Raw genomic sequence first — 12,853 nt, forward strand, 5'->3', positions numbered from 1 at the left:
TAAGGTGTGGCCTGGATCGCGGTTCGAGAATCCAATAAGCAGTACCCAGGCCTCTCTACCTTAAACATCAGGGAAACACGGAAGATGAGTCACCCCTCACAGTTCAACCTGCTGCGCACCCGGCGCTTCTTGCCGTTCTTCATCACGCAGTCGCTCGGCGCCTTCAACGACAACGTGTTCAAGCAGTCACTGATCCTCGCCATTCTCTATCGGCTGACCATCGAGGGTGACCGTTCGATCTGGGTCAACCTGTGTGCGCTGCTGTTTATCCTGCCATTTTTTCTGTTCTCGGCCCTGGCCGGGCAGTTCGGCGAAAAGTTCGCCAAAGACGCGCTGATCCGTCTGATCAAGCTCGCGGAAATCGCGATCATGGCCGTGGGATCGGTCGGTTTCCTCTTCGATCACTTGTCGCTGATGCTGGTGGCGCTGTTCGCCATGGGCACGCACTCGGCGCTGTTCGGGCCGGTGAAGTACTCGATCCTGCCGCAGGCGCTGCGCGAGGATGAACTGGTTGGCGGCAACGGCCTGGTGGAAATGGGCACGTTTCTGGCAATTCTCGCCGGGACGATTGGTGCCGGGGTCATCATGTCTTCGAGTCACTATGCGCCGTTGGTGTCCTGCGCAATCGTCGGGATTGCCGTGCTGGGCTATCTGGCCAGCCGCAGCATTCCCCGTGCCGCGGCGTCCTCCCCGGAAATGCGCCTGAACTGGAACATCTTCAGCCAGTCGTGGGCGACGTTGAAACTCGGTCTGGGCCAGACTCCGGCGGTGTCACGCTCGATTGTCGGCAACTCGTGGTTCTGGTTTGTCGGGGCGATTTATCTGACGCAGATTCCGGCTTACGCCAAGGAATGGATGCACGGCGATGAAACTGTTGTAACGCTGATTCTCACTGTGTTCTCGGTCGGTATCGCGCTGGGTTCGATGCTTTGCGAGAAGCTGTCCGGGCGCAAGGTCGAGATCGGTCTGGTGCCGTTCGGCTCATTTGGTCTGACTGTGTTCGGCCTGCTGCTGTGGTGGCACTCCGGCGGAATTCCCGACAGTGTCACTGGCCACAGCTGGATCGAGGTGCTGGGCTTCGTGCACACCTGGGCGGTGTTGGTCGATATTCTTGGCCTCGGCATCTTCGGTGGTTTCTACATCGTGCCGCTGTATGCCTTGATCCAGTCACGTACCGCCGAGAACGAGCGGGCGCGGGTGATTGCCGCCAACAACATTCTCAACGCGTTGTTTATGGTGGTATCAGCCATCGTCTCGATCGTGCTGCTGAGCGTGGCCAAGCTGTCGATCCCGCAGTTGTTCCTCGTGGTGTCGCTGCTGAACATCGGCGTCAACGCCTACATCTTCAAGATCGTCCCCGAGTTCAGCATGCGCTTCATGATCTGGCTGCTCAGCCATTCCATGTACCGCGTCGAGCACCGCAACCTTGAAGCGATTCCCGATGAAGGCGCGGCATTGCTGGTGTGCAACCACGTGTCGTTCGTCGACGCCTTGCTGATTGGCGGCGCGGTGCGTCGGCCGATTCGCTTTGTCATGTACTACAAGATCTACAACTTGCCGGTGTTGAACTTTATCTTCCGCACGGCGGGGACGATTCCGATTGCCGGACGTAATGAAGACATCCAGATTTACGAAAAGGCCTTCACGCGCATTGCTCAGTATCTGAAGGACGGCGAGCTGGTGTGCATCTTCCCGGAAGGCAAGTTGACTGCCGATGGCGAGATGAACGAATTCCGGGGCGGGCTGACGCGGATTCTTGAGGAGACGCCAGTGCCGGTGATTCCGTTGGCGTTGCAGGGGTTGTGGGGGAGTTTCTTCAGTCGCGATCCGAATAAAGGTGTATTTCGGCGGTTGTGGTCGCGGGTGACGTTGGTGGCGGGATCGCCGGTGGACGTTGAAGCGGCTGTGCCGGCGCAGTTGCAGGTGTTGGTCGGGGAGTTGCGCGGGGCAGTCAGATAGTCGCTGATTGTGTTGGCGTTATCGCGAGCAGGCTCACTCCTACATTTGAAATGCGTTTCCCTGTAGGAGTGAGCCTGCTCGCGATTGCGGTAGATGCCTAAGCGCTGACCTTAAGGCCAATCAACCCGGTAATGATCAACGCCACACTGGCCAGGCGAATCAACGCCATTGATTCGCCAAACAGGATAATCCCGGCAATCACCGTACCCACGGCACCAACACCGGTCCAGATCGCATAGGCCGTGCCCAGCGGCAATTCCTTCATCGCAAGACCCAGCAGGCCCAGGCTGATGGCCATGGCCGCGATGGTCAGAACGGTGGGGAGTGGGCGGGTGAAACCGTCGGTGTATTTCAGGCCGACGGCCCAGCCGACTTCGAACAGGCCGGCGAAAAACAGAATGATCCAGGACATGAAAGACCTCCATCGATTGACGGGGTCGTCCCCAGATTAATGACTCGATCGAGCCGCAGGGTCGTCCCCGCGTTGCGCAATAGTTTGACGAGCATTAACCCGGGGATCAAGTTTCGAGGTCAGTCAGCCGCTCGCTGCGCCAGTGTTTCGCGATCTTCCTTTTCACTCATACGCCGGAAGTACGTCGACAGCAGTGCGCCGGAAATATTGTGCCAGACGCTGAACAGCGCACTCGGCACCGCCGCCAACGGCGAAAAATGCGCACTGGCCAATGCCGCGCCCAACCCTGAATTCTGCATGCCCACTTCCAGCGCCAGCGATTTGCGCTGGGCCAACGGCAACTTGAACAGGCGCCCGGTGAAATAGCCCAGCAAATAACCGAAGCTGTTGTGCAGCATGACCACGGCCATGATCAACAGGCCGGACTCGGCGATTTTCGCCTGACTGGCGGCCACCACGGCGGTGACGATAATCACGATGCTGACCACCGACACCAGCGGCAATACATCCACTGCGTGACGAACCTTGTCACCGAGCAAACGCTGGGCAACCACACCGAGAATGATCGGCAGCAGCACCACTTGCAGGATCGACCAGAACAGCTCCATGAACGACACCGGCAACCACGCTGAAGCCAGCAGCCAGATCAGCGCCGGCGTCAGCAGCGGGGCGAGGAGGGTGGTGACGGCAGCGATGGCCACCGACAATGCCAGGTCGCCGCGAGCCAGCCAGGTCATGACGTTGGAAGAAGTACCACTCGGGCAGCAGCCGACCAGAATCACCCCGACGGCGATTTCCGGCGGCAGGTGAAACACCTGGCAGAGTAACCACGCCACGCCGGGCATGATCACGAAATGTGCAACCACGCCCAGCGCCACGCGCCACGGATGGCGGGCAACGGCAGCGAAGTCGTCGAGTTTGAGGGTCAGGCCCATGCCGAACATGACAAGCCCGAGCAACGGTACGATCGCGCTTTTCAGGCCGAGGAACCATGCAGGTTGCAGGAACGCAATCACCGCGAAAATCAGAACCCAGTAAGCGAAGGTATTGCCGACAAAGCGGCTCAGTGCAGCCAGTGCGCGCATGGCCTGATCCTTATTATTAAATGAACAACACAAAACAAATGTAGGAGTGAGCCTGCTCGCGATAGCGGTCTTTCAATCAACACATTAGTTGAATGTCAGTCCCTCATCGCGAGCAGGCTCACTCCTACAGTTTGGACATCACAAGGCGTTAGATCCCCTGCGGAGTCTCTTCGCCACCCAACGCTTCAACCAGCGCTGGCAGGAAGTCGCCGAAGGTCAGCATCATCAGGGTGAAGCTGGCGTCCAGTTGCCCCAGTGCCTCATCACCGCCGTCCTGTTCCGCTTGATCCTGCAGCAGATCTTCGAACTTCAGACGTTTGACGGTCATCTTGTCATCGAGCATGAACGACAGTTTGTCCTGCCAGGCCAGCGACAGTTGAGTAACGACTTTGCCGGTGCTCAGGTGCAGCTGGATTTCTTCGCTGGTCAGGTCCTGACGTTTGCAGCGGACGATGCCGCCGTCCTCGTGGGTGTCGCGCAGTTCGCACTCGTCCAGTACATAGAAGTCATCGGCCGCTTTCTGCGTGGTGACCCACTCGGTCATGACGGCTGTCGGTGCCATTTTTACCGTCAGCGGACGGACGGGCAGGGTGCCGATTACTTCGCGCAGGGTCGACAGCAGGTCTTCGGCGCGTTTCGGGCTGGCCGAGTTGACCAGAATCAGGCCTTGTTTCGGCGCGATGGCGGCGAAGGTCGACGAGCGACGGATAAAGGCGCGCGGCAGGAACGCCTGGATGATTTCATCCTTGATCTGATCGCGTTCCTTCTTATAGACCTTGCGCATCTGCTCGGCTTCGATCTCTTCGACCTTTTCCTTGACCGCGTCGCGCACGACGCTGCCTGGCAGAATGCGTTCTTCTTTACGCGCGGAAATCAGCAGGAAGTCACCGCTGACGTGCACCAGCGGAGCATCTTCGCCTTTGCCGAACGGCGCGACGAAACCGTAGGTGGTCAACTCCTGGCTTGCACATGGACGCGCCAGTTTGGTGGCCAGTGCAGTTTCCAGCGCCTCGGCATCGACAGGCAGGTCTTGGGTCAGGCGATAGATAAGCAGGTTTTTGAACCACATGGGGTGAGTCTCTCCTTTATACAAAGGGGGGCATTATTGTCTTCGCCGTCTCATAGGCCAACCCTTCTCTAAGCCTTTGGAAGGCCTGAGAAAATTATTTAAAAAAGTGCTTGCCAGAGGTTGGGTCGCTCCGTAGAATGCGCGCCACACCGAAGCGAAGGGTGATTAGCTCAGCTGGGAGAGCGTCTGCCTTACAAGCAGAATGTCGGCGGTTCGATCCCGTCATCACCCACCATTCGTTTCAAGTGTTTAGCGCAGCGGTAGTTCAGTCGGTTAGAATACCGGCCTGTCACGCCGGGGGTCGCGGGTTCGAGTCCCGTCCGCTGCGCCATATTCGGTAACCTGGACCACTGAACGCCAGGTCACCACGGAAGAACCCGCCAAGGCGGGTTTTTTTCTGCTCCAAGGTTGTACCCGCGGGATGTGTCGTTTCACCGGTTTTCGGATTTATTTGAAAAAAACTTCAATTAAATCAACACTTTACGAAAACTTGTGGCATAATGCGTCCCGTAACGAAGCGAAGGGTGATTAGCTCAGCTGGGAGAGCGTCTGCCTTACAAGCAGAATGTCGGCGGTTCGATCCCGTCATCACCCACCATTCGTTTCAAGCGTTTCGCGCAGCGGTAGTTCAGTCGGTTAGAATACCGGCCTGTCACGCCGGGGGTCGCGGGTTCGAGTCCCGTCCGCTGCGCCATATTCGGAATCTGGAACACTGAACGCCAGATTCCACAGAAAGCCCGCCTTGTGCGGGCTTTTTGCTGTCTGGCGTTTGGGTGATTTTTCGCTGCGTATAACTATGTAGTGCCTGCCGGGCGTGCCGCTTTCGGAGAATGGGCGATGTTTTTCATGACTCTCTGCCGTCATGAAATCAAACCCATTGCCTGACGAGAGCTGCCCCAATGTCTGCAAATCCTGCTGAAACCCTTGCTCCGCCCGTCGCCGATGATGTGCAGGCGTTGTCCTTTCTGTCGTCCAGCCCAGCCTTTCTTTCGAGCGATGACGCCGCGGCATGCCTGCACGCTCTGTTGAAGCATCCGCGAAACAGTGAGTTCAATGGATTCATTCTGAAAACTCGCGATGCGCGATTCATTTGCGCACAGCTTATCGAAGCGCCAATAACCGCTGCCGATAATCATCCGGGCGCCACGGTATCCGTTCAGAGCGGCACACCGGCTGTAACAGTCGGCGTAGCGGGGGAGCTGATTATCCCGAGTGGTCTCACTCTCGAAGCAAGTTTTCACGCCCGTCCTGTCAAAGCTCAAGGTATTGATGAGGCCACCGCCGAATGGATTCAGCGCACTCGTTTTTTCGCGATAGCGGATTTGTCGGCCGTGATGAGTTCGCATCGTAAATATTCAAAATGTTATCTGGCCGCACGTAACGGTGGCCTGCTTTCCTACACATCGAAAAATCGGCCTTTTGAACAGGAGCTAGCGCCCCGGCTTTCCAGGAAAAATGATGGTCAGCCACGACAATTCGAGACGTTGTATGAAAATGGTTCGATTCCCAGCAGTCTGTGGATCTTGCTGGCTTTGGCGGCCGGGGATGTAAGGGTCGTGGTAAACGGTGATCTTTGGCGGCGCCGAGGGCAGCTCAAAGCCAGTTGGAGGGCGGACCTTCTGCAGGTGCCGGCTAAAATCGAATCAATGCCGATTTTCGGGCCGATTTTTCGCGATGCCAAGGATGTTGCGCTCTACCTGCGAAACCAATTGCCTGCGCCGACCGCTGTTCTGCCCAACACAGGCTTCATTCTTAAACATAATGTCAGTGACTTCTTTATCGTCACCGAGCCGGTTTCCAGTGATTACGCCACCTTTGACCAAGAGCGAATGTTTCCCAAGGGGCGGCAGGGCACGCCATTGATCCCTCGCGAGTTTCGGATGCATGGCCTTTACCATTCAATCCTGCCTCTGCCTGCGGCGCTCCTGGCACCTCGTGAGGCGGAACTTCAGCAGAATTTCTTTTCTGCAGCGGATCTCAAGGTCGGTCTGGAACGTGTCAGCGTGGCACCGCATCAACGTTTATTTGTCGTCACCCCCGACGGGGCGGTGCTGCGTTTTGCCAAGCCAATAATGCCCAAGGTCCGGGCGTTGCTCGTTGAGTTGGCGGACAGTCTCGAGCAGAAAATAATCTCAGGTGCGATCACACCGCAGATGCTGGTCGACAAAGTGGCGAGCGCCGGCATTCTCAGCGTCCTGCTGGCAAGCAAAACCTGGCCCGACACTGGAAGGATCCGCGCATCAGCCACTGCCATTACACAATGATCACTCGCCATTTCGCTGATGGCGATAGTCACTGACGGCCTCGTAAACCGCTTTGCGCAACCGGTTGATTCCGCCGATCGGTCGATGCGCCTCAATGCCAAACCACGGGTTGAACGCCAGATTGTCGCATTGCAGATTCAGCGCCGGAGTATCGAAATCCTGCGGTGGCAAAGTGATCCGCGCGACGGTTTCGAAGGGCGAATCCTGCTCGCGCCATTCGATGCTGGTGTCCTCGATCGGCATGTATTGATGGGCATCCTGACGCTGGATCTGCAGTACGAAACAGGCCGGCACGCGATCCGTCGACAACTGCTGATTCAACGCGCTGCGCAGGAAGTTCGGCAGGTCGTGGTTCTGTTTGGGCAATGTGTACGCAGGGCAATTGTCCGGATCCGGCGCGACCCGGAACTTTGCATTCGCCTCACCGAATTTGTAGGGCGAAACTGAAAAGTAGGTAGTCCCGGTCGGGCTGTCCGGCGGCGGCGACAAGGTTGCCAGTGCAATAAACAAATGACGGATCTGCCAGGTGCGTGGATCCCATCCGGGGAAAAACGCCATGACCTTTTTGCCTTCAGCCTGTGCCGCCACGTTCTGACGGTACTCGGCGACATCACTGACAAAGAAGTTCGGGTGGCTGAACATCACGAAGTCCTGTTCAGGCTGTGCCTGGCGGTTGCCGAGCAGCTGTTTTGCGGAAACGTCGAGCAGTTTGATCGCCATACCCCTGGCGTCGCGAATGCTGTCGAACTGCGGGTAGGCATTGCCGTTGGACAGACGAATCATCGCTTGCCAGGTTTTGCCTGGCTCACTGAACACGCCCTGTCGCAGCGACTGCGCGAGTTCCGGCAGCACCTGCACTTGCGCCTTCACACAGCCATGGGCCTTGGCATGGGCGTCGCGAAGATACCGTGTGCTTTCGCGATGCTGATCGACGATGCGCACGGCGGTCTGGATCACGTCCTGGGTCATTGCCGCTTCGCCGGGTGGAATCTGTTCCAGCGCCGACACCGGGCCGCGGTGTTGCCAGGCAAACCATGCTGCGGCGATGGCCCAGCCGAGCAGGCCAATGGCGAGCGCTATCAGCAGCGCTTTGCCAAGCAGACGCCCAAGCCATAACCAGATTCTGGCCAGCAGTGACTGTTCTTTCTTGAAGGTCGAGATCATGGCAATTGCGCCTCCAGTGGACCGCCAAGGACTTTCAGGTATTCAAGCAGCGCCCAACGTTCTTCCGGCTGCAACAACCGGCCAATAACGCCGTTACCGCGCTCGCCTGCACGGAATTCATGGCCGCTGTTATGGTTGCCGGTGATCCGCGTATCGAACAGGAAGCCATTGGTAAACGCTTCAGTGCGATACCCCAGGTGGCGCGGATCGAATTCGAAGGTGCCTTTGAAGAAGGTCGTGGCGCGCTCGTCCTGTGGCGACAGCAACTGATAAATGCTCGGCACCGAACCGTTGTGCAGGAACGGCGCGGTGGCCCACACGCCAGCCAGCGGGCGCGCCTTGTAGGCGACTTTTTCGCGCACGCCGATGGGCAGGCCGAAACCGTCCATGCGGGGTTTTTCCTGCGGCGTGATCTTGGCTTCGCGGTAGGCGCGCTCTTCGACAAAAGCGGTGACGTAAGCCAGGCCCTTGGCCACCGACAACTGACTGAGGTCCAGCGGCTCCTTGGGCGTCGGGTGCAGTTTGACGTCCATGGTTTCCAGTTCCTTCAGGTCCCATTGCAGGGCGGTCAGATCGAAACGGTGAGTGGCGATATTGTTGGCGGCATTCGGATCGGTGCCGATGACAGCGACCGGCAGCATGTGCAAATGCTGCACCCAGCGATCACCTTCCTGAGTCTGGCGCGGGACGTGGCAGCCGGCGCAATTCTCGCTGAACAGCGTGCGTCCCTTGGCGGCGAGGGGCTTGTCGATGGCGCCAAACAGCTCCTCTGGCCAGGCGGGCGGCTTGAGCTTTTGCAGGGTTTCTTCGATCTTGTGCAAATCACGCACGCGCACGCTCGAGGCATAACGCGCATCGCCTTGCAGAGGCTGGCCGTTGGTGTCAAAGAAATTCAGAGTGGCGCCGACGCCCAGTGCCTCGCCGATGTTGCGCGCCATCGGCTGCTGCGCCGAGCCGTTCCACTGCACCCAATCAAATGTCCACATGTCCCACAGTTGCGGGTAATCCACTGGCGCATTGGCCACGCGGTAGTTGGCCGGGGATATCGCATCGCCGAACGTCGCATTGGCAATGCGGCCAAAGGCATCGGTGCGACCGGGGCCTTCTTCGGTCGGATAGAGGCCGCGATGGGTATCGTTCCAGGCGACCTTGAGGAATGTGTTCAGAGAGGTTTTGAAGTCTTTGCGCAATTGCTCGTGGCGCGCGTCGTACTCGTCGCCCAGCACGGTTCTGGCAAAACGTTCGAACTTCCATGGGTTGTAGTAAGTCGAGGTCAGGCTTGCCACCAAAGCCTGTCCGAAACTGCCGCCTCGTAAAGTAGGAACACTGGAAGGCAGCACGTGTTGCGCTGTACCGCCGTCAATCCGCACGGCCTGGCCTTTAAAGCGCAATTCGCCGGTGTGGCAAGCGGCGCAAGTGATGTCCAGATATTGCTCGGAGCTGCCCGGATTTTGATGCCGGGCAAAACCGACGGGGAGGTTGCCGGGGTTGTTCGACGTGGCGTTCTGCTGCGGATCGATCAGAAAACCAAAGCGTGCGAGGTAATCGGGTGCGGCGAAACGTTGCTGCGAGAAGGGCAATTCCAGCGCCTGGAACCACTCATAGCGCAGGCCTTTGACCTGCGTGCCCTGAGGCGTGAAATAGTAGGTTTGCCGCTCTTCGTCACTCCACTGATTCAGGTAATGCACCTGCTCGGCGGGGGTGTAGAAGGGCAATTTCGGGTTGGCGACGTAATACAGCACCACGGCGAGAACGAGCACCAGCAGCACGACGATCAGGGTCAGCACACGGATTAAGAGGCGCAAGATAAACATCCTTGTCGAATTGTTGCGCAGTTATGCCTGAGCCGGACCCTATGCGGCAAGTGGCCATTACGCCAGATGATGCAAGCAGAGTCGCCGGGCATTGTCGGGACAAGATGACAGAAGCTTCATCGCGCCTTTGCCCAAATGCGTTTTAATCCCTGAACTTATCGTCGCTTTACTGCTCTCATGCCGGTAGCCATTGGTCGTGGCGGCCTGATAAGCTCGCGGCTTTACTCGATTGCCCTTTCGGCGCATGAACAAGGAAATAGCATGAAACAGCATCGGTTGGCGGCGGCGGTTGCCCTGGTTAGCCTGGTCCTCGCGGGTTGTGATTCGCAGACCAGCGTAGAGCTGAAAACCCCGGCGCAAAAAGCTTCCTACGGTATCGGCCTGAACATGGGCAAGAGCCTGGCTCAGGAAGGCATGGATGATCTGGACTCCAAAGCGGTAGCCCAGGGCATCGAAGATGCCGTCGGCAAGAAAGAACAGAAGCTGAAAGATGAAGAACTGGTCGAAGCCTTTGCCGCGCTGCAAAAGCGTGCTGAAGAGCGCATGGCCAAGATGAGCGAAGAGTCGGCTGCGGCTGGCAAGAAATTCCTCGAAGAAAACGGCAAGAAGGCTGGTGTGACTACCACCGCTTCGGGCCTGCAGTACGAAGTGGTCAAGAAAGCCGACGGCCCACAGCCTAAGCCGACTGACGTAGTGACCGTTCACTACACCGGCAAGCTGACTAACGGCACCGTATTCGACAGTTCCGTCGAGCGCGGCAGCCCGATCGATCTGCCGGTAAGCGGCGTGATTCCGGGTTGGGTTGAAGGTCTGCAACTGATGCACGTTGGCGAGAAGTACAAACTGTACATCCCTAGCGATCTGGCTTACGGCGCTCAGTCGCCAAGCCCGGCAATCCCGGCCAACTCGGTTCTGGTCTTCGACCTGGAACTGCTGGCCATCAAGGATCCAGCCAAAGAAGCTGCCGCTGCCAAGTAATTGGCAAAGGCTTCAACAACAACGCCTCGCTTATGCGGGGCGTTGTTGCATCTGGAGTCTGGCAAGGGTAAACAGAGCGAACCGATGGCGGTCGCGAGAGTCATAGCCATTGAGGCTGCCCGCGCTAGCCGCCCTGAGCAGCCAAGTCAATGAAATGTTGGGGTTTTTTATGTGAGTAAAAAACGCCCGATCTGAGCGCAGCCCTTATGAAACGGGGCTTTCAGCGCTGAAATGCAGCTCTGTTCACAAGGTTATCCACAATTTGTGTGGATAACATTTCAACGGGAGGAATAGATGAAAGCTCCGTGGAATTTCGCTCGATTCCTGCCTCTGGCCGGCCGTTTGTTAGCCCGTGGACGTTTGCCAACCTTATTGTTTGCGGTCGCCAGCAAAGGCGCCGCGCAAGGCAATCGCCTCGGCAAACTCAAAGACGATTTACGTTTACTCCAGGCATTGTGCCTGGCCTATTGGCGCGGTGAGTATCGGGCCATCAGCGGCAAAGCACTGGTTTCGGTGGTGGCGGGTCTGATGTACTTCCTCAGCCCGGTCGATGCGATTCCGGATTTCATTCCCGTGTTCGGCATGCTTGACGACATCGCTGTCCTCGCCTGGCTGATGAAAACCCTCGACGATGAACTCAATGCCTTCCGCCTCTGGCGCAACCGCCAGCAGCCGGAAAAACTGGCAGTCGTCGAACGCCTGCCGGATACCCCCGAACAATTGCAACTTCAGGGGCCGAAAAAGTCCTGATTATCAACCGCCTCTTACAGATAGATACCCCCCGCGACCTTGGCCGCTGTTAGGATTACACTTCTAGGGAAAAGTGCCGACTCGCTAAGTGTTGTTGTCCTACGGGGTAGTCATGGATATTCAGATAATTGCACGCGATGGCGAACCCGAATACGCGGTTCTGCCGTGGGCTCAGTATCAGGCTCTACTAAAAGCAGCAGGCATCAACGAAGCACCGTCGCGTCCGGCAGCCACGCCGCTCGCGGCCTCACCAGACACGATTCTTCCAGGTCTGGATCAACTACGCAGTTTGCGCGAAGGGAAGGGCATCGCCATTGAGGCGTTGGCCCGCACGGTAGGCATCAGCCCGTCATATCTGGCCATGATCGAAAGTGGCGAGCGTCAGCCCGACGCCGCGATTCGCCGCAGCCTGGCCTGGGAATTGACGGTGCCAGGGTGGAGGGATGAATCGTGAGCGTACGCATTAGTCGTCAACATTGGGACGGATTGCTGGGGGAACTGGATCAGGCGCGTCGCCAGCGCCATCTGCTGACTTATCGGGCCTTGCTGGAGCGGTTGCAACTGCCGACACCGGCGATGCAGACCCTGACCGCCGCCCTCGAGCATCTGGCCGCGCTGGATGCGAAGGCCGAACAACCGTTGCGCAGTTCGCTGGTGATCAGTCAGGGCGCGAGCCGTCTGCCACGCACCGGTTTCTTTGAGTGTGTCGAACGTCTGGGGCGTTTTTCCGGGCCATCCGATGGTGTAGCTGCGGCCTCTTGGCATGCTTCGGAAGTCGTCCGGGTTTTTGAATACGAGTACCCGGAATCGGCGGAGGCCTGAGTGTTTTTACGACTCAAGGCGCGGGCGAGCTACTGGCTGGCCCGCCGGCTGTTTCACTGGTCATGGTTTGTCCGCCAACCACGTGGCTGGCGTTGGCTTGAGGGTCAGTTTGCGCGCATGGCCAATCTCGGCGATGTCAGTGCGCAAAGCTTTTATGGGCACATCCTGACCTTTCGTGGCGTCGGCCTCGGAGCACGTGAAGAAGGTGTGCGCCTATTGCGGCTGGCGGCACTTGCGGGTGATGGCAAGGCGGCTTATCAGGTCGGCGTGATCAGCCTGGCCGGAACCCCGAGCAAGCCCCCGGATCCTGTTGAAGCCGCACGCTGGTGGGGTATGGCTGCCAAGGCCGGACACCCGTTGGCTGAGCTCAAATTGAAAGAGCTGAGCGCTCGGGATTCAACGCAGTAAATCCAATTGTGTCCGTCCTGATAAACGCGGCGTGAGGTTTTCCTCACGCCGCGTTTGCGTTTTGCGTGCCTGTTTATCTATTGCTCTTTTATTACAGACAAGTCCTACAGCCATCGCCTACTTGCCTG

12 protein-coding genes and 4 tRNA genes are annotated in these 12,853 nt (G+C 58.0%); 11 read left to right on the forward strand and 5 right to left on the reverse strand.

Annotated elements, in window-relative coordinates; all coding sequences use genetic code 11:
- Positions 1-84 precede the first annotated feature (84 nt).
- A complete protein-coding gene (locus tag AB4N44_RS25900) occupies positions 85-1,959 on the forward strand; it encodes an MFS transporter (RefSeq protein WP_150752245.1) in 1,875 nt (624 codons plus the stop codon).
- Between the two features lie 97 nt (positions 1,960-2,056).
- On the opposite strand, the gene sugE is transcribed toward AB4N44_RS25900, so the two are convergent.
- The 3 genes from sugE to rdgC all read right to left on the reverse strand — a co-directional run bounded on the left by sugE (position 2,057) and on the right by rdgC (position 4,525).
- Positions 2,057-2,371: a quaternary ammonium compound efflux SMR transporter SugE gene (gene sugE, locus AB4N44_RS25905; protein WP_122597317.1), complete on the reverse strand. Its 315-nt coding sequence runs from the start codon at positions 2,369-2,371 to the stop codon at positions 2,057-2,059.
- Positions 2,372-2,490: 119 nt separating this feature from the next.
- On the reverse strand, positions 2,491-3,456 hold the full coding sequence (locus AB4N44_RS25910) for a bile acid:sodium symporter family protein (protein WP_077571745.1): 966 nt from the start codon (positions 3,454-3,456) through the stop codon (positions 2,491-2,493).
- 148 nt (positions 3,457-3,604) lie between these two features.
- Positions 3,605-4,525 carry a recombination-associated protein RdgC gene (gene rdgC / locus AB4N44_RS25915; protein ID WP_127926381.1) on the reverse strand — a complete coding sequence of 307 codons (921 nt, stop codon included), beginning with the start codon at positions 4,523-4,525 and terminating at the stop codon, positions 3,605-3,607.
- 159 nt (positions 4,526-4,684) lie between these two features.
- Between rdgC and AB4N44_RS25920 the strand changes: the two genes are divergently transcribed.
- The 5 genes from AB4N44_RS25920 (at position 4,685) to AB4N44_RS25940 (ending at position 6,789) form a co-directional block, all read left to right on the forward strand.
- Positions 4,685-4,760: transfer RNA gene (locus AB4N44_RS25920), tRNA-Val, on the forward strand.
- Positions 4,761-4,779: 19 nt separating this feature from the next.
- Positions 4,780-4,856, forward strand: a tRNA-Asp gene (locus AB4N44_RS25925).
- A gap of 191 nt (positions 4,857-5,047) precedes the next feature.
- A tRNA-Val gene (locus AB4N44_RS25930) sits at positions 5,048-5,123 on the forward strand.
- A gap of 19 nt (positions 5,124-5,142) precedes the next feature.
- A tRNA-Asp gene (locus tag AB4N44_RS25935) sits at positions 5,143-5,219 on the forward strand.
- 205 nt (positions 5,220-5,424) lie between these two features.
- Positions 5,425-6,789: a hypothetical protein gene (locus AB4N44_RS25940; RefSeq protein WP_460111489.1), complete on the forward strand. Its 1,365-nt coding sequence runs from the start codon at positions 5,425-5,427 to the stop codon at positions 6,787-6,789.
- Here AB4N44_RS25940 and AB4N44_RS25945 read toward each other — a convergent pair whose 3' ends face one another.
- Complete coding sequence (locus tag AB4N44_RS25945) at positions 6,790-7,923, reverse strand: catalase family protein (RefSeq protein ID WP_460111679.1); 1,134 nt, start codon at positions 7,921-7,923, stop codon at positions 6,790-6,792.
- Positions 7,924-7,949: 26 nt separating this feature from the next.
- Entirely contained in the window at positions 7,950-9,758 is a 1,809-nt protein-coding gene (locus AB4N44_RS25950; RefSeq protein ID WP_460111486.1) for a di-heme-cytochrome C peroxidase, read from the reverse strand.
- Between the two features lie 270 nt (positions 9,759-10,028).
- On the opposite strand from AB4N44_RS25950, the gene AB4N44_RS25955 reads away from it, so the two are divergent.
- The 5 genes from AB4N44_RS25955 (at position 10,029) to AB4N44_RS25975 (ending at position 12,725) form a co-directional block, all read left to right on the forward strand.
- Positions 10,029-10,745, forward strand: coding sequence for an FKBP-type peptidyl-prolyl cis-trans isomerase (locus tag AB4N44_RS25955; RefSeq protein WP_007919751.1), 717 nt, complete (start codon positions 10,029-10,031; stop codon positions 10,743-10,745).
- Positions 10,746-11,039: 294 nt separating this feature from the next.
- Positions 11,040-11,495 (forward strand): YkvA family protein, encoded by a 456-nt coding sequence (locus AB4N44_RS25960; protein WP_122608401.1) that lies wholly within the window; start codon positions 11,040-11,042, stop codon positions 11,493-11,495.
- A gap of 112 nt (positions 11,496-11,607) precedes the next feature.
- Positions 11,608-11,949, forward strand: a complete 342-nt coding sequence (locus AB4N44_RS25965) for a helix-turn-helix domain-containing protein (RefSeq protein ID WP_127926385.1) — start codon at positions 11,608-11,610, stop codon at positions 11,947-11,949.
- A complete protein-coding gene (locus AB4N44_RS25970) occupies positions 11,946-12,317 on the forward strand; it encodes a hypothetical protein (RefSeq protein WP_003223109.1) in 372 nt (123 codons plus the stop codon). The genes AB4N44_RS25965 and AB4N44_RS25970 overlap by 4 nt, the downstream gene beginning before the upstream one ends.
- Positions 12,318-12,725 carry an SEL1-like repeat protein gene (locus AB4N44_RS25975; RefSeq protein WP_150752249.1) on the forward strand — a complete coding sequence of 136 codons (408 nt, stop codon included), beginning with the start codon at positions 12,318-12,320 and terminating at the stop codon, positions 12,723-12,725.
- Positions 12,726-12,853: the final 128 nt, after the last annotated feature.

It is taken from the genome of Pseudomonas sp. S3_C06 (genome assembly GCF_054667675.1).